Origin of the sequence: Rathayibacter iranicus NCPPB 2253 = VKM Ac-1602, assembly GCF_003149025.1 — a bacterium.
GTDB classification, from domain to species: domain Bacteria; phylum Actinomycetota; class Actinomycetes; order Actinomycetales; family Microbacteriaceae; genus Rathayibacter; species Rathayibacter iranicus.
Genome location: NZ_QGDV01000019.1, coordinates 16973 through 37868 on the forward strand (window position 1 = coordinate 16973; position 20896 = coordinate 37868).

Here is a 20896-nt window from a genome sequence, read left to right on the forward strand (position 1 = left end):
CGGCGCCGGGCGAGAGCGATCAGGGCCTACTTGTGCGACTTCCCCTCGTGGCGTTTCCGCTCGTAGAACGAGCGCGAGACCGGGCAGATTCTCGACGCGATGAACGCCGACTGGAAGCAGGCATTCAAGAGCCGCCGGTCGTAGCGTCTCGGCCGGTGGTGGTTGCCGGAGATCTTCCCGGAATCACGCGGCACGGGAGCGAGGCCGGCGAAGCTGGCCAGTCGGTCGGGCGTCTCGAACGCGGCGAGGTCGGCGCCGGTCGCGGCAAGGAAATCCGCGGCGAGCCGGCGCCCGAAACCGGAATCGACACCAGCAGATTCGCGGACCTGCTGTCCTGCAGAACGGCGTCGATCTCCGCATCGAGCTCGGCGACCTCGTCGCGGATGCGGAGCAGATCACGCGCGGACCGGCTCACCAGCCGAGCCGCTGCCCCCCTCCCCCACGACGACCGATGTCTACTCGCGAGCAGCGTCGACCGCCGTCTTGGCCACGGCCGCGGACTTCCAGCAGCCCTGCTCCTAACCACGACCCCAGCCGCGCCTCCCCCATCCGCCTGATCGCGGACGGCGTCGCGTACCGGGCGAGCAGCACCAGAGGTCCCCTGGTCGTCGCGTAGTTGAACGCACCCTCGAGCGACGGGAAGTAGTCAACCAGGATGGCGCACAGTCGGTTCACGGCGCGGGCGCGGTCGTGGACCAGGTCCTCCCGTCGCGCCGAGAGCAGGCGCAGCTCCGCGGTGACCTCGTCGGCCTGCCGAATCAGCGTCACGTCGCGCTGGGTCCGGGCCTGGTCGGCGATGATGACCGCGTCCTTCGCGTCCGTCTTCGCCTCACTCCAGTAGGCGCCCGAGGCGTGATGCACGACGCGGCCCGAGATGTCGAACAGCGGCTGCGCGTGCGAGCTGAGCAGCGTCTGCAGCAGCCCTGTCCCGCCGTGGTTGAGGTCCGTCGCCCAGGCGGCATCGGTCCCTCCCGTCAGGGATGCGACGTCACCCATCAGGGTCAGGATCGCCGCTTCTCGGTTCTTGAATCGCTGCGAGAGCAGCTTGGTTCCGTTGCCGTCGATGACGACGCAGTGGTATTCGGTCTTGCCGGCGTCGATACCGGCCGTAGGTGAGCATCCACCGGGCCGCAGTGGCGTGCAGCGCGTCCGCGAAACGCTGGTGCGCTGAACCGTTCATCCCGCGCACGTACAACCGGTTCCCCTCGCGCAGGTAGGGAGGGTCGACGAACAGGACTACCTCGTCCTCGATTCCGGAGCCGTTCAGATCCTCGACGTGGCTGATGCCGTCGCCGACGAAGACGGTGACACGGTTGCGGAGTGCGTGCACGCGCCGAATACGTTCGGCGAGAGCTGCGGAGTTGAACCGGGCGCCGATCGTCCATTCGCCGATCTGTGCATGTCCGCCCATCGGCCCGACTGCCGGGCTGAGGATGCCGGAACGGGAGCAGCGGTTGATGAGGAATGCCGCGTAGCCGAGCTCGAACAGATCGTGGTCGTCCGGTGCGGTGAGCAGCGCACGGCATTCGTGCCGAAGGTCGAGCGTCGGGACGGTCAGGCGCACGCGGCGGGCGAGGTCCTCTCCGTCAGCGAGGACGGCTTGCCAGAACGCGGCGATGCCGGCGTTGGCGTCGATGAGGTGGACCTCATCGACGGCGCCGCGGTTCAGCAAGGTGAGCGCCGCGCCCGCTCCGCCTGCGAACGGTTCGATCCACAGTTCGATCGGGAGGCCTGAATGCTGCCGATCGAACATCTCGCCGAGCCACGACGCCATGGGAGCCTTCCCGCCGGTGTAGCGGAGTGGGCTGACGTAGCGGGCGCTGCTCATGCCGCAACCGCGAGCTTCGCTGCGGCATCCGCCTCTTCCGCGATCGCACGGATCTGCGCTTCGACGAAGGCGAATTCGCTCTCAGCCGCCTGTAGTTCGGGTTCGCGCTCGAAGGTGTCCGCGCCGGCGAGGGTTTCGCACTCGATCCCGCGCGTCTCGGCGCGGTAGGCGCTGGCTCGCAGCTGACCGGGCCGCTCGGCGGCGCTCTCGAACCAGCGGGTGAGCCACGTATCGAGGTGCTTCGCCAGGGTCGCCGGGCTAAGGCGCTGAACTGCCGCGCCGAGCGGGAACGTCTCCACCTCGCGGTAGTCGAGTTCGATGCCTACCGCGCGCTTGGCTCCGTACCCGCCGGTGCGGAGCCGGAGGCCGCGCCACGTGACGGTGCGGGCGTAGTCGCCGTCACGGACGTGGCCGGCGATGTGTTCGAGATCCCGGAGGTAGTCGTGCTGGACTGGTTCGGGCGCGTCGACGGCGATCAGGTAAGCGGCTTCGGTGAGGTGCGCCTGCTTCCGCTCGGCGGCGGCGCTGGCGCGGGCGTCCTTCGCTTCAGCACGGAGGGAACGGATGCCCTGGCCCCACACGGACCGCATGACGCGGAGGCGGCGGACGTCGGCGGCGAGTTCGGCGGAGCGCAGCAGCTGCGGGTTGCCAGCCGCGAGGGCTTTCAACTGCCCGTAGTTGAGGACGGTCTCGTTGACGTCGTCGATCTCGCGGAGGGTGCCGTCGGAGCCGTACATCTGGGCGATGAAGCGCATCTTGCGCTCGAGGGTCTGCCACATGTAAGCATCGAAGGTGCCCTCCGTGATGTACCGGTAGATGGTCACCTCCTTGTTGAGGTTGCCGGGCCGGAGAGCGCGCCCCTCACGCTGAATGATGTCGCTCGGGCGCCACGGGGCATCGAGATGATGCAGATGAGAGAGGCGCGTCTGCGCGTTCACTCCGACGCCGACCTTGTCGGTGGAGCCGATGAGCACGGCGACGTCGCCTTCGCGGCACTGGGCGAAGAGGCGGGCGCGAGCCTGGTCGGTTTTCGCGTCGTGGATGAAGCGGATGGAGGCGGAGGCCACACCGAGTTCGATCAGGCGACGGCGAAGACGTCCGTACGTCTGGCCGTCGTCGGCGCGGGGTGTGCCGACGTCGCAGAGCACCAGCTGGAAGGTGCCCGGGGTGGCGCTCAGCCCGAAGGTGGTGGTCCGACCGTCGTGAAAGTTGCGGGCGATGCGCTGCGCGGCCTCTTCAAGTTTCGGTGAGTCCTCGGGCACTCCGACGAGGCGGGGGTCGAGGGCGACGCGGCGGCCGTCGTTACAGACCACGAGCATGTTGTCATTGTCGCGGGAGCGCCCACCGCGGGCCGCTTCCGGGTTGCGAATCGCGTCAGCACGAACGGCGAGCGAAGCGACGTAGTTCAGCTGCGCTTCGCCGCCAACGGAGACGACATCTTCCCAGACCGCGTCCGGGCGGGAAAGCGCGATCGATTCCGGGCTGAGCAGGTCCGCGACCTCACCGAGCATCAGGCGGAGCTCGGGCACGTTCTGGATGGTGGCCGGCCGGCGGTGCAGTCGGAAGCCCGACCCGTCCGGTGCGACTTCGACGGTCGTGTCGTATCGGACGAACGTGGCCGCCCACGCATCGAAATGGGCGACGGCCGCTTCGGCGAGCCGGTCCGGCTGCAGCATTCGCTGCCACACGTACGTCTCGGCGAGCGTGTTCGACCAGGGGGTGCCGGTGAACAGAGCGACGATGGGCTTGCCCGGGTAACGGTCGGCGAGGGTGTCGATCTTGACGAGCAGGTCGGTCGCACGCTTCGACGAGCCGAGACTGAAGCCGTCTGCTCTCGTCGCGATGGGGAGCCGTCGCATGTAATGACACTCGTCGACCATGAGGTAGTCGATGCCGAGCTGGTTGAAGGTGACCTGGTTCGGGTCGGCCACCTTGTCTCGAAGCGTGGAGATGCGGGAGTCGAGCTTGCGAACGGCGGACGCGATCTGCTTCGCGCCGCGGCGGCCGCCCTCGTCGGAGATGAGGTGTGCGCGCAGTTCGGCCTTCTCCGTCTGCAGCCACCGTTCCTCGGTTTCGGGGTCGACGGGGATACTGGTGAACGCCTGGTGGCTCATGATGACCGCGTCCCAGTCGCCGGTCGCGCAGCGTGCGGCGAACAGGCGACGGGCGGGGCCGGCGAGGTCGTCCTTCGTGGCGAGCAGGAACTTCCCGGTCGGGTACGCCTGCTGCGCCTCGCGGGCGATCTGCTCGAGGAGGTGGCCGGGAACCGCGATGAGCGCCTTCCGGGCGAGGCCCACCTGCCGGAGCGTCATCGCTGTGGCGATCATGGACTTGGTCTTGCCGGCTCCCACGGGGTGGGCGATCATCGTCCGCTCGGAGGAGATGCACCGGTCGACGGCGTCCTTCTGGTGAGCCCAGAGTTCGATGGAGGGGTCCATGCCGGGGAAGGTGAGGTGCGAGCCGTCGTTGCGGCGGAGGACGTGCGAGTTGAACCGACGGTTGTACTCAGCGCAGGCCCGCTCGGTGCGGTCCCGGTCCTCCCACAGCCAGGTGGTGAAACGCTCCTGCAACTCCCGGAGCTTCTCCTCCGCAGCGAGGGTGCGTGTGGGGTTCTTCACGCGGACGTCGGCCCGGCGTTCCGGGTCGTAGAACGTGTCGTAGACGACGGGGGCCTTGCCGTTGAGAGCGTGGGCGAGAATCTGGTACCCGGTAAAGTCCGGAGTGGCGTAACGCATGCGCTTCTCGGCGCTGCCGCCATAGCCTTCGCTGACCTCCCAGTAGGAGACGCCCGGGGTGTATTCGACGCTGACGCGGGATCCGATGACGTCGGCGGCGAAGTCGGCGACGTCCCCCGGGGTGACCCAGGACGCGCCGAGCTGCGGACGGATGTCGTACGGGCCGAGTTCGGTCGGCTGCACCGCTTCAAGCTCGGCGACGTTCCTGGCGTATGACTCGTCCCGGGCGGCAGCGGCGCGCGCCTGGTCGAGCTTCGCGCGGACGTTGCCGGAGAGGTAGTCGCGGCGGCTGACGACGTCGCCGCGCCGGGCGGGGTCGCGGTAGACCCGGTCGCCGAGAGCGTCGAGCGCCGCGCTGTCGTCGCGGAGGCCCAGGAGTTCGCGGACACGGTCCAGGTGGACGCCGCGCCCTTCTGAGAGGGTGATGGCCAGCGCTTCGTCTACGTCGATGGCGACGGTCGGTCGGGGGGCCTGCGGCCGATGCGGTGCAGGAGAATCGCGGCGGGTTCGGCGGCGCCGGTGTCCTGGTCGAAGTTCTCGAGCGCGAGCACGGCAACGTAGTCGGGGTCCTTCCGGAACCCTCCCATCGTCGGGCGTCGCCAAGTGAGCGTCGCCTCGCCCGTCTCAGGGTCGGGCTTCCCGGTGATCATCGTGCCGGCGTTCAGCGGGCCGAACTTCTTCGTGTGGGCGCGGTAGAGGGCGAGCGCCGCCTCCCTCACCGGGTCGATGGTGTGGTCGGCGTGGTCGGGGTTCGATTCCAGGGCGATGAGTTCCAGGGCGGCGTCTCGGAGCGGGATGAGCGAGATGAGTTCGGCGCTCGCCCGGGCGGTGGCGGTGAGGACGCCGGCGACGATCTGGTGGACCTTCCCGTCGACGAGGTGGAACGACCCCTCCTTCCGACCGGCCTCGTCGGTGAGGACGACGTCGATGGGCTGGGAGCCCGCGTCGGCGGTGTAGTCGGTGGGAACAATGAACGCGCAGGCGGCGGCAACGGCGCGGGTGATGCTTCGGGCGGGGTTGCTGGTGCGGACGGCGACCGGCGCGGCGTAGAACCCGGTCGCCTCGGGGGTGCCTGCGATGCAGTCGAGGTGCGCGGTCCACCTCCCACTGATCGTGGTCGTGTGCGCGCCGGTCACGATCGTGTGCGGGAGCGCAGCGGTGCGAGGCAACCCGCGGTGTGACCACGAGTTGACGGGCACCTCGTGAGTCGGCTGCGTCCAGCTCTGGGTGCGCTTCCCCTCCCGGGAGAGCTTGCGGAGGATGACAATGTCGGCGACGACGGACGTCCCGTCGAAAGTGTCGGAGGGCAGCCGGACCGCGGCGACGAGGTCGGCGACGGCGCCGATGCTGTCGAGACCGTGCTCGCCGTCGATGAGGTGCCGGGATGCGACGGCGATGACGTACCCGCCGGGCATCACGGCGTCGAGCGCGCGGAGAAAGAAGTACTCGTGCAGGGACGACGCGCTGCCGTGGACGGAGTCGTAGACGTGCCCACGGGCGAAGGGGACGTTGCCGACGACGGCGTGGAAGCTGCCGGAGCGCAGGCTCACCTTCTGTAGCGGCGCCCCGTAGATCGTCGCGTCGGGGTTGAGAGTGCGGGCGAACGCGGCGGCGGTCGGGTCGAGTTCGACACCGGTCCAGTCGATGGTGAGGTCTCTCGGGGTGCGGGACATGAAATTGCCGCTTCCGCAGCCGGGTTCGAGGACCCGCCCGCCGGTGAACCCGGTCGCGCGGAGTAGGTCGAAAATCGCGTCAACGACGGCGGGGCTGGTGTAGAAGCTCGTGTCGACGACGTCCGCGGCGACGGCGAACGCTCGCGCGTCCACGATCTCGTCGAGCTGTTCCCGGATGGCGGCCCATGCGGTGTCGTCCCGATGGTCGAACGCGGGTGCGAGCGGGCCCCAGCCGGGCCAGGCGAGCATGGCGGTGCGCTCGGTGTCGGTCGCGGCACCGTCGACGCCGTTGAGTGCGGTGAGGGCGCTGACGGCTCGGCGGGCGAGGGTGAAAGGTGAAGGCATGCGCGAGGTCCGGTTTCGTGTGGAGGGGCGAGCCCGATCGGGGTTCGCCACCTCTATGCGCGGCGAGCGCCGACGAGGTTCAGAGGTTCAGCAGTTGCCTGTAGCTGAGATCCCCGTGAACGGCGGCGGCCGGGATTCGGGTGCCTTGCGGTGTCGTTGACCAGGCAGAGTCCGGCGCTCGGAGTGCGCAGGCGAGCATCCCGTCGGGGAGCATCTTTGCGGCCGACCACACATCGGTCAGCACGGTACGCAGGACCGGGTGGGACCGCTCGTGAACGGCGAATGCCGTGCCGCGAGCATCTTTCGCGTATGTGCGAATGGGCTGGCTGCGGTACCCGCGGAACTGGTCGTAGACGCCGCGTTGCACCGGCCCGTACAGCCAAGCGAGGAACGCTTCGCCGAGCAGCTCGTCGCCGGTGCGTTTGCCGTACTCGCTGGCGCTGACGTAGAGCAGGCGCTGCAGCGTCATCGGCGTCGTGGGGACATCGTCTGCGAACGCGCGGCGGAGGAAACTGTTCGCGAGGTGGCTGGCGCTGACCGTCACGCTAGCGTCCACACCTCGAGGGTGACGGTCGAGCTCGTCGCGGCTACACGGGCCATGACCTGCTCCGCTTCGTCCTGGTCGAGGCCGCCGATGCCCCTGCCGCTTCTGGGTAGGGCGACACGGTCGATGCCGGCAGTTTCCGCATGACTGACGGCATGGTCGAGCGAGGATTCGAGCCAGTCCAGACGGGCGTGCGCACCGGGGAGGTCCTGGGAGGCGAGGATGTAGATGACGTCATGCTTGCTGTTCACCCCCGCGACTTTCCAGGCGAAGACGTGACCGGGGTTGAGCGCGTCGTTCTGACAGGCGGGGGCGTACGCGTCCTTCATCGCGGGGTGCCTGCGGGCGAACTGCGCGGCGCTGCCGGCGCCAATGACGCCGACGGTGTTCACACCGTGCGCGATCGCTGGTGCGGTGGTGGTGAAGAGGTCGCCGGTGTGGTGTTCGAGGGGAGTCATGCCCGCTCTATGCGCGGCACGGATCAGGGGTGGCTCATTCGACTTCGACGAGGAACCGCGGCTGGATCTGTTCCGTGTTCCAGACGATCGCCTCATGGTTGCGCACACCTGCGCTGCCACCGGCAACGTCGGTGGAGTCGTACGAACCGTTCCGGGCCGTACGGTGCTCCCCTACGTCCCAGCCGATGCGCGGGCGGTAGGAGGCACCCATGACGACGCCGTTGAGCAGAAGGAACTTGCTGGCGCCTCGGCCAGCACCGCGGGCGTACATCTCCCCATCGACGTAGCCGAGGCTCTTGGAGGACTGCTCGGAGAAGTAGACGCCGTCGCCGAACATCCGACCGTTGGTGACAACGGTGGTGCCGCTGGTCGGCGGGACGTAGTAGCCCTTGGCGAGCACGGAGAGGACATTCATGGCGCGTGTGCCGTGCCAGAGCTCGCGTTCGTTGCCGAGCTTCGTCCGCGCGGCACGGTATGCCTTCGCGGCGTCGGCGCGGTCGGTGATCTTATAGACGCGGACGACTTTGCGAGCGGATGCTGCGTGCTGACGGTTCTTCGTCGCTTCGAACAGCTTGGCCACTCGCTTGAAGTCCCGGTCCGTGGGCGCGAGGGCGGCGATCTTCATGCGGAAGATGTCGGCCTGCGGCTCGGAGCTTGCGTCGTCCGAACCCTGGACGCGGCGGGCTCGGGCGGCCCAGTCGACGGACTCACGGAGCTGGTCGAGGAAGTCGCGCTGCTTCTGGAAGGCTCGGTCGCCGTCAAAGAAGCGCTCGGCCCAGCCGGCGCGGGCGGGGACCTTCTGCGGCACGAGGCGGAGGTACCGGTCCAGGAGCGGGCCTCGAGCGGTCGCGGCGAGCGGTTCCATTTCATCCAGCAGCACCACGGCCTCTGCGAGCGAGCGGATGGACACAATGCCGAGCGCGGTTTTCACAACACCGGATGTGTCCACGGTGATGAGACCGCCGGACTGCTCGACGATCGAGTGGGCGTTCACGGCGACGAGCCGGTCGATGAGCGCGTCGAGGACCGTGTCGCGCGCGGCGGCGTCCGCGACGAGTCCCTGACGGGCTGCGGAGGCCAAGCCAACATTCGACCGCGCGGCGGGGGTGGTGTCGGCGACGGCTTCGACGGCGCTATAGCCCCGGCCGAGCTTCGCGCGGATGGCGGACTCGAAGGCATACTCGTTGCCCTGCTCGACCTTCGTCTGACCGACGGCGCCGACGCGGCCCCACCGCTTCGTGAGCGTGCCATCGACGGCGAGAGTGACCCGGTAGAACTTGTTGTTGTTCGATCCGGAGTTCACCTGAACGAGGGTCTGATCGCGGAGGAGTTCGGTCATGACGCCCTTATGCGCGGCCTCGCCCTCAGCTGGACGGGCTACGGGCGCTCGAACGCGTCCCAGTGTTCGGCTTTCAGGTCCCGCCCCGCGAAGATCAGGTGGACGAAGAACTGGCAGGCGCGTCGGCCGCTCGGAGCTGCGGCAGAGGAGCGTGGCGCTGAGAGTACCGGCAGTTCCGAGGAGGCCTATGGCTCCGGTGATGATCGCAACGGTGATGGTGTCGGACACATCGCCGATGGTAGCGGCGCTGCCGCGCCGCTAGGACAAGCCCGCAGTACGCGCTCGAACTCGCCTCCCTTCTCGCCGGAAGAAGGCGCTGATGAGATGGACGCGGCCACGAGGGCGTAGTAGCTCTCACCGTTCATCAAGCCGGAATCCTGCCGCCGCCGGCACGGGCGCTGATGAAACGGCGAAAGACGATCCCCTACTGGCGCGCTGCGTGCTGCTCGGTCCGCCACTGGATGAACGCGCGCGCAGCGTCTGGCAGAGAGTCACCACCGCCGACAACCCACCCGTTCCGCGTGCCGCAGAAGTAGGTCGGAAGGCCCTGATACTGCACGAGACGGATCCAGCCGAGGTGCTCGCTCCTGTCGCCCACCCACCACTCGCCCGGGACAACGGACAGTCAGACCATGCTCATGGGCGTCCAGTGGTGCGACATCGTGAGGAGGTTACGGCCGGCCTCTGACACGGCCGCCGATCGACTGGTGGCGACGTTCCTTCGCGCAGCTGGAGATGATCGCAGCGGCTAGGTTCGTGCCATGACGACGAATCCCGCCCGCGAGCTCGCCGACCTCCTCGAGAGCTGGAGGGCGCTGAACCCAACGGAGACAGTCGAAGGTCGGCGGGGTGGGCCGCCGGTCAACGCGGCATTCTGGCGTCGTCAAGCGCACGCGGTCGAGCTGCTGCTCGAGGTCGATGCTGCGATCACCAGGATGCGCGAGCGGGGACGCCGGACGGACCACTACGAGGAGCCGCTGATCTACTGGTACATCGGTGTGTTCGCGCCCGCCGATGTCTGGGACGTTTCGGCCAACCGCAGTAGAGAGATCTTGCCGAAGCACGCCGTCAACGCGCTCTACGGCCTCGCGGACACCCTCGACGGCGCCGCCTTCGCCCTTCCCGTGATCCCGCTCGATGACGAGAACGCCGCGGGCATCCATGGCGGCATCGAGGACATCGAGACCTTGCTCAACAACGGCGGTCTTCGGCTTCCTGGAGCGGCTGAAGACTACGTGCGCGCTCTCCTGCTGCAGGCGCGCGAACTGCTGGACGCGTCCGCGCAGGGCTCCACCGTCGACCTCGTCCGCAAGCTCAACGAGCTGGTCGGAATGCTCTACTCCGTGATCGAGAGCGGGGGCCAGGGCGATGACGTTACGGATCGCCTGCGAAGTGCAGTTCGGAAGGTGCAGCCGTGGACAGCGGGGTTCGTCCGCTTCGGCGCCCAAGCTCTCGAGATCGGCGCCAACGTCAAGGAGCTGCTCGGCTGACGGCCACCCGCGCTAGGCGAGCACGCGTCTCACCGTGACCTGCTCCATTGACTCGTCCTCGAATTGCCACACCATGCGGATGGACTCGATTCCAGGGCTCATCCGGCCGAGGATCAGCACGTCCAACGCATCCCCATACTCGACCCGGGCAGGGAGAGGAAACCGCACCCGCGCCAGCGTTGCGGCGAGCTCGGTCGGTTGCGGCTCGAACGCAGTCACCACGATGACGCGACTCGAGTCGTTGCGCACTCGGTAGACGGTCTTGTCGATCCGTACCAGCTGGCTCCAGACCGGCGGCAGCGCTTGCTCGGCTGCTTGAGCAGCTCGCGCGTGCTGCTCCACGCTGGCGGAGGCGGCCTCTGCTGCTCGCTCGGCCGCGACAACGGCGCGTCGCTCAGCATCAGCGGTTCGCTGTTCGGACGCCTGCGCGTCTGCCTTCGCGCGGGAAGCGACGATCGCCTGCCACCACGCGATCGCGCCGGCGCCGGCGGTCACTCCGAGAATCCCTAGCTGAACCACCAGATTCGCTGCGTCCATGCGGTCACGGTAGCCGGGACCTCTGACCTCCTGCGTCGATACTCACTCCCGGTGCGCTTTGCAAGACGAACCGGGCCGCGCTGGTCGACCACGGCCGGCGGTGGATATCTCGCAACTTCTGTCGTATGCGCACCCGGGCGCGACCCCCACCGAGCTCCGGGGGGGAAAGGAGACCCCAGGGCGGGGAGGGCTACCGGTGGGGGGTGGCTGGCGATGTGATCCCCCCGTCCCTTCAAGGTCGGCCGGGGTCGGTGTCGGTGGGGCCGCAGGTCGGGCGAGGAGGCCGCCAGGGGGCGGGGGTGGCCTGCCTGGTCGGTTGGGCCTCTCGGGGGGCGCACGACGACCTCGAGCTCGGGCGTGCCTTGGTAGGTGACGACGAGGTGGCGGGTGGGTGTCGCTCCCCCTCGGTGGTACTGCCAGGCGCGGCCTGCGGTGAAGGCGAGGACTGCGGTGCCGGCGAGGGCGAGGAGGAGGGCGAGCTGTCCTGCGTTCATCGGTGGCGCTCCCTCAGTGTGCGGCGGAGGAGCGGCGGAGGAGTCGCAGTGTGCGGCGGAGGAGTCGACCGGCCTCGTGGAGGCGGGTCCACCAGGGCAGGCCGGAGGCGCGGCTGAGGACGTGGCGATCGATGGGGCCGAGCACGGGGCCTCCTGCAGTGGGTGGGTGGCGAGAGTCGGGGCGAGGACCTAGGTTTGCCGCGCTCCGAGATGCGGGGCCCGAATCGCGACAGCGAGGTCTACCTGCGGCTCGGTAGCGAGGAGGAGAACGCACATGCACGGAACGTGTCGAGAAGGCGGGAAGCCGGCGATGGCGACGCCGGACCCCAGGCTGTCGAACCCGAAGCTGTGGCAGGTGACCTGCGAGTGCCACGGTGCACGTCACACGGAGGACTGGCCTCAGCTTTTCCGGCGGTAAGTCGCCGGAGCCGTCGCCCGGCGCTCTGTGGTCTGAGAGCCGGTGAGTCGGCTGCTGTGGACCGTTCTGCTGGCGGGATGCAGTGAACCACGCAGACGTGCGGATCGCCGAGGCGAGCATCGCCGCCGTCTGCGTGACGGTCAGCGTCTCGTCGGTCAGATCGACTCGAACGGTCTCCCGCCACGCCGGCTTGCCTGCGGCGCGGAGCGCTTCGGCGACCTGGTGAGTCCGGACGATGTGTTCAACGGCGTGGGGCATCGTGCTCCCATCCTGGCCGGGGTGCTTCAGCTATGCGCGGTCAGATCGCGTCCGTCACGTTCTCCTCCGCCTCGGTCAGCGGGAGGTTCAGCTCAGTTCCGTAGAACGGACCCGCATGTGGGCGAAGGGCGGCCGGCTCACGCGCGGAGTCCATCAGAGGATCCGCAGGTCCTCGGAGGGGTTCCGATTCAGCGCGCGCTCGGCGAGGACCGTGATCGGCGCCCCGCCTTAACCGCCGGCGAAATGTGGATGGCGACGTCGTCTTCATCGAGCGCGTCCATGTTGAGGATCCAGCACTCGTTGCGGGTGATGGCGCCGAGGTGCAACAGATACGCGTTCGAGCGCAGACGCCAGACGAGGCGGGCGCGGTGCTAGGAGATGGACAGCTCGGGAACCCCGGCAGTCCACCCCCGAGTCCACCGAAGCGGGTACGGTCCAGTAGATGCGAACCTTCGCGTAGGGATGTTCTGAGTGCCGTCATGGTCAGCGCAGCTGCGTGTGGCGGACGGGTGCGCCGTCGAGGCGGAAGAACAACAGCTCGAGCGTGTCGGTGTCCAGGACCGCCTGACTGACTGCCGTGCTGTCGTCGAGGTCGAGGATGACGTGCCGGCTGGTGAACCCGTCCCGTTCGATCGTCTGGTTGACGAACAGGTGGTAGTGCCCGCCGACGGTGAGGTTCGGCTTCACCTGCAGGAATCCGCGCTGGAACTGGGCCTGGCCGGCGTTCGCGTAGGCGAGGCCGCGCGGGTCCCAGCGCTTCTCGTTACCGCGGAGGATGAGTCGCAGGTAGGGAATGTCGTTGGGGGCGTCGTGGCTGAGGAGCACGTCGACGGGGTCGGTTCCGAGTGCGGCGAGGTCGTCCTCCTTGATCTGCTCATCAGACCACCATCCGATCCCTGGCTTGCGGGCGTACCGGTCGATGCTGTTGGCTCCGCCGAGCGCGGCGATGACCCGGCCGGTCGGGAACGTCGCGCGCCAGCCTCGTGGAAGGATTCGTACGCGGCTGCGGGCGAAGCGGATGCCCGAGTCATCGGCGGCCAGTTCCCGGATGCGGGCGTGGTTCTCGTGGTTGCCGTCGATGATCCAGAGCGTCATCCCGAGCGAGTCGAGCAGGGCGTTCATCTCATCGAGCTGCAAGTCCCCGCTGTTCAGTCGCTCGGTGGACCAGATGAACCCGAAGTCGCCGAGCTGGAGGACGTGCTCGATGCCGCGCTGATGGAATGCTCGGATCGCGGTCAGCGCGTGCGTGAGGTTGCCGTGCCAGTCGCCAGCGAGGCCGAGCCATGACGAGGCAGAGATCGGGGTCATGCTCTCAACTATGCGCCGCGAGCGGGCGTGATGTTCCGACTCGTTAGGGACGACTCAGCCAAGATGTGATCGCTCATCCTCAATGGGTTACACGCGGGGGCTGCGCAGTATCGGGCAGACTTGCACCTCAGCCAGCGAAGCGGGAAGAACCCGACTCAACCTCACGCAATACTGTACGCTAGTGCAGTACCAAGGCGGGCCATACCGCCAGAACGAAAGGAAGCCGATGACCGACCGTCTCCTACCATCGGCGCACTACCTGTCCATGTATCGCGATGCGCTCGCGAGGGGTGTCGCTCCCGAGGATGATGCCGACCTCCTCGACGAGATCAACCGCACGCAGCTGGCAGGCACTCACCTGGACCCGCGGACAGTGGGCACCAGCCTCGACATCGTCACCCTCGTCTTCAGCGACGGGTTCGCCCTCGAATGCGCCGCGGAGGATGCCAAGGAGCTCGCGAGCCTCATCGCGCGGGCCAACGGCTGGCCACAGCACACGCGCGTCGAAGGCCCGAGCACGAACTTCATCTTGGTCGACCCGGCTGCTGCCCTGCCGATTCGTCAACTCTGGGATCCCACAAAGGACTGACAAGCGCGCCTCAGACGGCCTCCCTGAGGAGCGTCTTCGCTACAGCACGCACCTCGTCGACGAGGACGGCTCCCCGCCGCCGGGATACTCCGATCGCCTTGCGCGCCTCGTCGGCCGACGTGAATATCGGCGGGTTCGCAAGTCCGCCACCGATCCAGGCTCGCGCGAACGCACCGACCTCGGGGCCTCGCTCCTCGCATTCGCGGAGCATCCACTGAAGGCTCACTCGCTCGCACGCGCTGCTACCCACGGGGTCGCCGAGGCGCGCAGATTCCTCGTCCGCCGCCGCGGCGAGAGCGAGGTCATCCGTCGCATACGCGACCGATGCCGGCTCGAAGTCGACATGGGTGACCAGCGCGCCCTGCTTAGCCGCGTCCGTTCGGCTCGCCATCGCAGCAGCGTTCACGCGAGCGAGCACCTCGTTCGGCGTCGGTTGGCGGCCGAGTTCGAGGGCGAGCTGGGAGGCGTGCTTCGCGATCGCTGTACGCCGCCGCATCCGGCCTGCCTGCCCTGCGATACCGGTCGCGGCAGGCGAGTCCACCCAGCCCTGCGCGGCGTTGCGCCCAACCTGCCGAAGGTAGGCGTACCAGTTCTGCGATTTCAGTTCGATCGGCTGAGCTCCATCGGCTACACGCTTCAGCACCACGATGACCGCGAGCCGAATCTCGGAGACGAATTCGTCCAGCTCGATGCCTGGCCGACCGACGTACGTCGACATCGCTTCACGCGCCCAGCGCTCGACGAACGGTTGGAGAAACTCGGCGGCCTTGCCGATCGACTCGCGTCCGCGTTCTGAGGAGGCGAGTGGTTCCAACGCGTCCTGGAATCGTGTGGCCAGGTCCATCAGCGCGCACGCGGCCCGAGGTCCGAGACCTCAGATCCGTCCGGGTACTGAGCGGATCCAGAGAGCCCCGGCCGGAAGGGGGAGGTGATCGGGCACCGCCTGCGCCGGGTGATGGCGTTCCGCACCCGCAGTACGCCGTCGTTGACGCGCCGGAGGGCCCGCCCGCCTCGAGGCAAACCGAGCGAATCAGTCACAGCTCCGTCATCACTCCACGTGGACATGAGCGGTTGCGCTATGGGCTGAATCAGGCCCAGCATTCGCGACTGGTTGACGCTGATCGTCATGGTCGTGAGCGCGGGCCCCTCGTCTGACGGTCGCACCCGCGCCAGCTCGAAGGGCGCGTAGAACTCATCTGCGGCTTCGTAGCTGTCCGGGAGATCCCGAAGACCCATGCGGTGGCCCAGCTCACGATGGAAGGCCGTGGCGGCTTCGACATCCGCGACGCTGAGCGCGCGCCAGTCGTGCCGCTGAACCCAGCGAATCGGGACGACGAGGAGGCTCAGGAGCACGTAGAGGTAATCGTCATTGCCCCCAGGGACATCTCGATGCACCCGGGTCAGCAGGCCGATGAGGTGGTCTGCATGCGGGCCTTCAGGCCTGGCCTCGATGAGTTCAAACAGGATGAGCGTCGTGTCGACCGACTGTTTCATCGGATCGGTCGCGATACCGCCAGCGTCCGCCAAGGTCTGCGCGATCGAGGGAACAGCGAAGTTCCGGTAGTAGCTCAGCATCAGGCTCGTGCGCATGTCCGCAGGAAAATCGAACAAGGCGAGTTGACAGTAGGTGTCAGACCATGCGTCTGGCGACGCGACGGCCAGTGCCATCAGGCGTTCCGTGTGTGAGCGGTGCATGCATCTCCCTGAGCCTCGGTCACCGGCCAGAGCTGCGACCAGCCGGTTCGGTTGAACAACTACAACCGACTCACAATGTATGCGTGACGGTGACCAAATCTCAAATTGTCGCGCTTAGGGTGCTCGAGTTCGCCGGCGTGGAAAGTCCACTAGCGCCCGAGGCTCTGAACGAAGCAGTCGAGGACGCTCTCGGCGGACTCATCAATCACCGCACGACTCCCCCAGCGCTTCTAGGGGAGGGAATCACCGGCCACTGGGAGAGGACGGCCGACAACCAGAACCGGACTTACACCTTGGCAGGGACGAGCGACGTCCGTCGACGGCACACGTACCTTCGCGAGATTGGACACGTACTCATTGCGGTGACCTCATACGAGGTCACCGGCGGCATCGACGTCGAGGACCTCTGCGAAGCGGTCGCTGGCCGGCTCGCTCAGCTCACCACCCACGCCCCGGTTCAATCCGAATCGACTTTCGCCGGCGTTCTGTGGTGAAACGCCGACCGCCCGATCACTTCGTAGACCCCGCAGGAGCGCCACCCATGAACACTGGCTCCCCCGCCGGCGACTCGCGCATCACCATCTTGCGCGAAGAACTATCCAAGCGATTGCGGCTGCTCCTTGATGAGTACGACGGTCGACAACCCGCGTGGTCAGTGATCGACGCTGCCGTTCGGACGCAGGGCGCGGACCTGTCCCGCACGAAGTGGTTCTAATGGTCCAGGGGGACCACGCTCGGGCTAGCAACCCAGGTGCCTTTGCCGCTCTCGCACGATTCTTCACCATCCCGCCGCAGTACCCCTATGACACCGACGAGCCAACGCCGGACCGGCTGCAATCAGCTACCCGTCAGATTCTTCGATTCCGGACCAAGCGCGTCGAAACGCAGCTGTGATCAATCGGGGACCTGGCACCGAGCGCGTGACCGGGTACAGGAGCGGCGCCTACCGGTCAAGCACGGCAGCGAGGGACTCAGCTTCCGTGCGTAGTGCAGTCGGATGCACTCGAGCGTCAGGTCGATGCGATCCTCACTAGCACGGCTCATGCCGCGCACCTGGATGATGGTCTGCGCGGAGCCCACCCTGTTCCCTGGGAAGACGAGCGACCCGCCGATGGCTTAGCCGAGCGCATGGAAAGCATCGTTTGCCGACGCCCCATCGCTTCATGGAGCGCTGGCAGACACCGACGATGGGACGACGCGATGGTGTCGCACGCCAATCGGAACCGGCCGAGCTCGCACTCCTGCACGAGGTATGCGCTCGATCCCTCAGGGTTCAATTTGAACACCACCCCGCTCGGTAGCGGCTTGCTTCACCGAGCCTGGCGTTACCGCCGCAGGGTCGGACTGAAGACCTCCGGGGCGCGAGCGACAGGCGTGTCGCTGCGCATGTCGAAGGTGACGTCGACGATCGGCATGGCGTCATCCTGCCGTGTCGGCACCAAAGGTATCCAGAGCCGCGGGCGAGTACCTCCGACGTCCGAGCTCGGGCCCGCCACGCCCGCGGTACCGATTCGCAGCGCCGTAGCCATGGGAGGGAATGGCGAATGTGGGTGGTCTGAGTTACCGTACAGAATCGAACACATGTTCGAGCTTGAGTGCAGAAGGCGAGACCGATCGTGGATACGTTCGACAGCCCCATTGAAGTCACACTCACCGACGACGGCGAACCGGCCGCCTTCGTTCTCGAACGGTTCGAGTACGACATCATCGGCCAGCCTCAAGCGCACTACACCCGCTCCGTGTGGTGGGACGGAACATCCTCGCCCAACTGCATCGACACCGAGTTTTGGCTCGTCGACGCTGCCCGCGACAACGACGAACTCACCCGGTACGACCTCCGCCGCGACGCCGACGGCACCTGGTACCTCACGGCGGCCTGGCGGTGACAGGGTTCCCGCACCTGCACACGGCATCCGCCCACTCCTTCCACTACGGAGTCACTCCCGCACCGTCACTCGTGGCCGCGGCCGTCGACGACGGCGCGGGGTTCCTCGCCCTCACCGACCGTGACGGGCTCTACGGCGCACCAGCCCACATCGGCGCGTGCATCACCGCAGGCATCTCCCCAGGCCTCGGCGTCGACGTCGCGATGACAGGCGAGCACGGCGAACAACTCGGCCGAGTCGTCCTCCTCGCCCACGGGCAAAACGGCGGCCGCGGATACGCGCAACTGTGCCGAGCTGTGTCCCTCGCCCACCACGGGGTCGGCCCGACGAAGACGATCGCGCTCGCCCGCAGCGACCTCGCCGCGGTCCTCGGCGAGGAGCCCCGACTGACCGTGATCATCGGACCGACCACCGACGTGGGACGGGCGATCGACCGGCGCGCTCTAGACGACGCCCGCACCGCGCTGCGCTGCTGGCGGCAGGCCCTCCCCGCAGGCGTACTCACCCTCGAGGTCGTCTGCCATCTCGCCGAGCCGAGCAAGCCCGGCTCCGTGACGTCCGCGACGAAAATGCTCTCGCTCGCCGAAGAAACGCGACTCCCAGCGGTTCTCACGAACGCCGCCCGGTACGGCGCACCCGAGGAAGCAGCAACCGCGGACTTAGCCGACGCCGCCCGATCGCTGAAGCCCCTGGCAACGCTCTGGGAGACCGGCGACCTGCAACCCACCGGCCAAGCATGGCTGAAACCAGCCCGCTTGATGCGCCAAGTCGCCCGCATGGTCGTCGGCGCCGGCTCCCACCGGCAGGACGCGGTCGCGTTGCTCCTCGCGGCGACGGAGCGGCTCGCGGAACAGTGCGCCCTCGACCCCGTCAGCGACATCGGCTGGGGGATCCCGCGGATGCCCGAGGCCTCCATCATCGGTATCGACGGTGACCCTATGACAGCGCTCTGGAACAGAGCGCGCGCCGGTGTCGACCACTACTACGCCCGGCCCGGCATGCCCGCGCTCGACGACGCGCACCGCCAGCTCGAGCACGAGATGAAGACCGTCGAGAAGCTCGGAATGCCGAGCTACTTCCTCACCGTCGCCCGGGTCGCCGGAATCATCCGCGGCATGGGAGTACGCATCCAAGCTCGAGGCTCAGGAGTTGGATCCGTCCTCAACTACGCGCTGCACACCTCCTCCGTCGAACCCATCTCGAACGGGCTCATCTTCGAACGGTTCCTCTCCCCCGAGCGGACGAACCTGCCCGACATCGACCTCGACGTCGAATCCGCCCGACGGCACGACATCTACCGTGAAGTCTTCAAACAGTTCGGCAGCGACCGCACCACCCTCATGTCGATGACGAGCGCCTACCGGTCACGCGGCGCCGTCCGGGACGCAGGCCTCGCGCTCGGTCTCGACGACGACGCGATCGACTCGATCGCGAAGCAGCTCTGGCGGTTCAACGCACGCGAGTTCCGTGAGGCACTCGCCGCGAAACCCGAGCTCTCCGACCTCGCCGAAGCGGTTAAGGAGTCCGAGCAGCTGGACCTGCTCGTCGACCTCTCCGAGCGCCTGGACAGGCTCCCCCGACATGTGTCCGTACACCCGTGCGGCGTCATCCTCTCCGACACCTCGCTACTAGACCGCACCCCAGTGGAACTCGCCGGCATCGGCCTGCCGATGTCGCAGTTCGACAAACACGCGATGGACCCGATGGGCCTGATCAAGCTCGACATCCTCGGCGTGCGCATGCAGTCGGCGATGGCCCACGCCGTCACCGAGCACGAGCGGCTCACCGGCACCCGCATCGACATCGACAACCTCGCCCTCGATGACGAGCCGACGTTCGAGCTCCTCCGCTCCACCCGCACCCTCGGCGTCTTCCAACTCGAATCCCCCGGACAGATGGAGCTCGTAGGAAAGCTCCAACCGACCGAGTTCAACGACCTCACCGTCGAGATCTCCCTCTTCCGGCCCGGGCCGATGCAGAACAACATGCCGCTCCAGTACCTCCGCGCCCGGCACGGCGAGGTCATGCCCGACTACATCGACAGCCGGTTCCGACCGTTCCTGCGCGAAACGCGCGGAGTCGTCGTCTTCCACGAGCAGGTCATGCGACTCTTCGATGAGCTGACCGGCTGCGGCCTCGGCCACGCGGATGTCCTCCGCCGCCAGCTCGCTGACCGGGCGCGCCTGCCCGGTATCGCCAGTTTCGTCCGCGCTCGCGCCGAGCAGCGCGGCTTCACCACAGCGGTCATCGACCGGGCCTGGCAGGTCCTCAAGGGGTTCGGTTCCTTCGGGTTCGCGAAAGCGCACGGCGCCGCGTTCGCCCTCCCGACCTACCAGTCCGCGTGGCTGAAACGTCACCACCCGGCGGAGTTCATGGCGGGCCTGCTCACCCACGACCCTGGCATGTGGCCGAAGGACCTCATCGTCGCCGAAGCCCGCCATCTCGGCGTGCCTCTGCTCCCCATCGACGTTCAGCTCTCGACCCTCGAATACATCGTCGAACCGACCGGCTCCGGGACCTGCTACGGGGTGCGGATGTCTCTCGAAGATCTCGTCGGCTCCTCCGCGGCGGAGCGCGCACGCATTGCCGCGCACCAGCCGTTCTCCTCCCTGCAGGACTTCCGCGATCGTGTTCGCCCTCGCCGAGCCACCCTCGACTCTCTCGTCCGCGTCGGCGCGCTGGACGGTTTCATCAACTACGAACCGGCCCGTCGACACGAGCTCCTCGCTCACCTCAGTTCAGTACGAACGACCGCGAACCGAATCAACCCCGACCAGCTCGCATTCGATTTCGACCTGCCCGTCGACCCGCGCGCCGGTGTCACTTCGCTCGAGTTGCACGGTCGCACTCAGACGGACCTGGAACTCAAAGAACTGCGGTTGGCCATCAACCGGCATCAGATGGAAAGCTTCTACCCTCTGTTCCTCGACCTCGGCGTGACCCCCACAACGAAGCTCAGCGAGCTACCCGGCGGGACCGAGGTTATTATCGCCGGAGTCAGACGTGCAACGAACACGCCGCCGATGCGTGGCGGCAAGCGGGTGGTGTTCGTCTCGCTCGACGACGGAACCGGCCCCGTCTCCAACATCGTGTTCTTCCACGACGCCCAGGAACAGATCGGCTCCGGGGTGTTCCAGACGCACTACATGCTCGTGAAAGGCAGAACCCGCCGCGCCGGAGCACGCGGCGTCTCTGTCACCGGCGACCAGGCCTGGGACCTCCTGGACGTACAACGGGCGCACACGGAACGCGGTGCGACGCTCGCACAGGTCACGCCGTTGCGGAGGAAGGCAAGCTGA

Annotated in this window: 20 protein-coding genes and 1 pseudogene; 6 read left to right on the plus strand and 15 right to left on the minus strand. The window is 67.5% G+C overall.

From position 1 onward, the window contains the following. Positions 1-26 precede the first annotated feature (26 nt). From B0H03_RS17145 to B0H03_RS16720, 9 genes and pseudogenes are all read right to left on the minus strand, one after another. Positions 27-239, minus strand: a pseudogene (locus tag B0H03_RS17145) (transposase); the annotation flags it as partial. A 172-nt stretch (positions 240-411) separates the two neighbouring features. Then, entirely contained in the window at positions 412-1101 is a 690-nt protein-coding gene (locus B0H03_RS17150) for an IS110 family transposase (protein WP_337189981.1), read from the minus strand. Beyond that, the gene (locus tag B0H03_RS17155) at positions 989-1828 is read right to left on the minus strand and encodes a DNA adenine methylase (protein WP_104354126.1); all 840 of its coding nucleotides are present in this window, start codon (positions 1826-1828) and stop codon (positions 989-991) included. Before B0H03_RS17155 ends, B0H03_RS17150 begins: the two co-directional genes overlap by 113 nt. Next, entirely contained in the window at positions 1825-4563 is a 2739-nt protein-coding gene (locus B0H03_RS14470; RefSeq protein WP_337189982.1) for a helicase-related protein, read from the minus strand. The genes B0H03_RS17155 and B0H03_RS14470 overlap by 4 nt, the downstream gene beginning before the upstream one ends. Before the next feature lie 440 nt (positions 4564-5003). Next, complete coding sequence (locus tag B0H03_RS17160) at positions 5004-6581, minus strand: class I SAM-dependent methyltransferase (protein WP_237399619.1); 1578 nt, start codon at positions 6579-6581, stop codon at positions 5004-5006. Between the two features lie 79 nt (positions 6582-6660). Then, entirely contained in the window at positions 6661-7137 is a 477-nt protein-coding gene (locus tag B0H03_RS14475) for a Panacea domain-containing protein (RefSeq protein WP_127843877.1), read from the minus strand. Then, positions 7122-7583, minus strand: coding sequence for a macro domain-containing protein (locus B0H03_RS14480; protein ID WP_160487403.1), 462 nt, complete (start codon positions 7581-7583; stop codon positions 7122-7124). Before B0H03_RS14480 ends, B0H03_RS14475 begins: the two co-directional genes overlap by 16 nt. Positions 7584-7617: 34 nt before the next feature. Further along, positions 7618-8922: a WGR domain-containing protein gene (locus B0H03_RS14485; RefSeq protein ID WP_104354122.1), complete on the minus strand. Its 1305-nt coding sequence runs from the start codon at positions 8920-8922 to the stop codon at positions 7618-7620. Between the two features lie 424 nt (positions 8923-9346). Beyond that, entirely contained in the window at positions 9347-9520 is a 174-nt protein-coding gene (locus tag B0H03_RS16720; protein WP_160487404.1) for a hypothetical protein, read from the minus strand. Positions 9521-9683: 163 nt separating this feature from the next. On the opposite strand from B0H03_RS16720, the gene B0H03_RS14495 reads away from it, so the two are divergent. Beyond that, positions 9684-10412: a hypothetical protein gene (locus B0H03_RS14495; RefSeq protein ID WP_104354120.1), complete on the plus strand. Its 729-nt coding sequence runs from the start codon at positions 9684-9686 to the stop codon at positions 10410-10412. 12 nt (positions 10413-10424) lie between these two features. Here the strand turns inward: B0H03_RS14495 and B0H03_RS14500 are convergent, their stop codons facing one another. The 3 genes from B0H03_RS14500 to B0H03_RS14505 all read right to left on the minus strand — a co-directional run bounded on the left by B0H03_RS14500 (position 10425) and on the right by B0H03_RS14505 (position 13427). After that, positions 10425-10949 (minus strand): hypothetical protein, encoded by a 525-nt coding sequence (locus B0H03_RS14500; protein ID WP_104354119.1) that lies wholly within the window; start codon positions 10947-10949, stop codon positions 10425-10427. Positions 10950-11456: 507 nt separating this feature from the next. Beyond that, on the minus strand, positions 11457-11588 hold the full coding sequence (locus B0H03_RS17295; protein WP_272914920.1) for a hypothetical protein: 132 nt from the start codon (positions 11586-11588) through the stop codon (positions 11457-11459). Positions 11589-12602: 1014 nt separating this feature from the next. Beyond that, positions 12603-13427: a metallophosphoesterase family protein gene (locus B0H03_RS14505; protein WP_104354118.1), complete on the minus strand. Its 825-nt coding sequence runs from the start codon at positions 13425-13427 to the stop codon at positions 12603-12605. Between the two features lie 226 nt (positions 13428-13653). Between B0H03_RS14505 and B0H03_RS14510 the strand changes: the two genes are divergently transcribed. After that, positions 13654-14016: a hypothetical protein gene (locus B0H03_RS14510; protein WP_104354117.1), complete on the plus strand. Its 363-nt coding sequence runs from the start codon at positions 13654-13656 to the stop codon at positions 14014-14016. A gap of 10 nt (positions 14017-14026) precedes the next feature. Here the strand turns inward: B0H03_RS14510 and B0H03_RS14515 are convergent, their stop codons facing one another. Then, positions 14027-14860, minus strand: coding sequence for a hypothetical protein (locus tag B0H03_RS14515; RefSeq protein WP_104354116.1), 834 nt, complete (start codon positions 14858-14860; stop codon positions 14027-14029). Then, a complete protein-coding gene (locus tag B0H03_RS14520; RefSeq protein WP_160487405.1) occupies positions 14860-15606 on the minus strand; it encodes an oxygenase MpaB family protein in 747 nt (248 codons plus the stop codon). Before B0H03_RS14520 ends, B0H03_RS14515 begins: the two co-directional genes overlap by 1 nt. Positions 15607-15794: 188 nt before the next feature. On the opposite strand from B0H03_RS14520, the gene B0H03_RS14525 reads away from it, so the two are divergent. After that, positions 15795-16205, plus strand: a complete 411-nt coding sequence (locus tag B0H03_RS14525; protein ID WP_127843876.1) for a hypothetical protein — start codon at positions 15795-15797, stop codon at positions 16203-16205. A gap of 47 nt (positions 16206-16252) precedes the next feature. Further along, positions 16253-16426: a hypothetical protein gene (locus B0H03_RS16725; RefSeq protein ID WP_160487406.1), complete on the plus strand. Its 174-nt coding sequence runs from the start codon at positions 16253-16255 to the stop codon at positions 16424-16426. A gap of 179 nt (positions 16427-16605) precedes the next feature. On the opposite strand, the gene B0H03_RS17560 is transcribed toward B0H03_RS16725, so the two are convergent. Beyond that, entirely contained in the window at positions 16606-16824 is a 219-nt protein-coding gene (locus B0H03_RS17560) for a DUF6994 family protein (protein ID WP_419956918.1), read from the minus strand. A 503-nt stretch (positions 16825-17327) separates the two neighbouring features. Between B0H03_RS17560 and B0H03_RS16730 the strand changes: the two genes are divergently transcribed. Then, on the plus strand, positions 17328-17597 hold the full coding sequence (locus B0H03_RS16730; RefSeq protein WP_160487407.1) for a hypothetical protein: 270 nt from the start codon (positions 17328-17330) through the stop codon (positions 17595-17597). Continuing rightward, on the plus strand, positions 17594-20896 hold the full coding sequence (gene dnaE / locus B0H03_RS14535) for a DNA polymerase III subunit alpha (RefSeq protein ID WP_160487408.1): 3303 nt from the start codon (positions 17594-17596) through the stop codon (positions 20894-20896). The genes B0H03_RS16730 and dnaE overlap by 4 nt, the downstream gene beginning before the upstream one ends.

Coding starts and splice junctions, on each gene's coding strand:
- B0H03_RS14515 (WP_104354116.1), bottom strand. CDS start 14,860: ATGGACCTGGCCACACGATTCCAGGACGCGTTGGAACCACTCGCCTCC.
- B0H03_RS14500 (WP_104354119.1), bottom strand. CDS start 10,949: ATGGACGCAGCGAATCTGGTGGTTCAGCTAGGGATTCTCGGAGTGACC.
- B0H03_RS14505 (WP_104354118.1), bottom strand. CDS start 13,427: ATGACCCCGATCTCTGCCTCGTCATGGCTCGGCCTCGCTGGCGACTGG.
- B0H03_RS14470 (WP_337189982.1), bottom strand. CDS start 4,563: ATGCGTTACGCCACTCCGGACTTTACCGGGTACCAGATTCTCGCCCAC.
- B0H03_RS14495 (WP_104354120.1), top strand. CDS start 9,684: ATGACGACGAATCCCGCCCGCGAGCTCGCCGACCTCCTCGAGAGCTGG.
- B0H03_RS17160 (WP_237399619.1), bottom strand. CDS start 6,581: ATGCCTTCACCTTTCACCCTCGCCCGCCGAGCCGTCAGCGCCCTCACC.
- B0H03_RS14485 (WP_104354122.1), bottom strand. CDS start 8,922: ATGACCGAACTCCTCCGCGATCAGACCCTCGTTCAGGTGAACTCCGGA.
- B0H03_RS16725 (WP_160487406.1), top strand. CDS start 16,253: ATGAACACTGGCTCCCCCGCCGGCGACTCGCGCATCACCATCTTGCGC.
- B0H03_RS14510 (WP_104354117.1), top strand. CDS start 13,654: ATGACCGACCGTCTCCTACCATCGGCGCACTACCTGTCCATGTATCGC.
- B0H03_RS17155 (WP_104354126.1), bottom strand. CDS start 1,828: ATGAGCAGCGCCCGCTACGTCAGCCCACTCCGCTACACCGGCGGGAAG.
- B0H03_RS14480 (WP_160487403.1), bottom strand. CDS start 7,583: ATGACTCCCCTCGAACACCACACCGGCGACCTCTTCACCACCACCGCA.
- B0H03_RS14520 (WP_160487405.1), bottom strand. CDS start 15,606: ATGCGCACGAGCCTGATGCTGAGCTACTACCGGAACTTCGCTGTTCCC.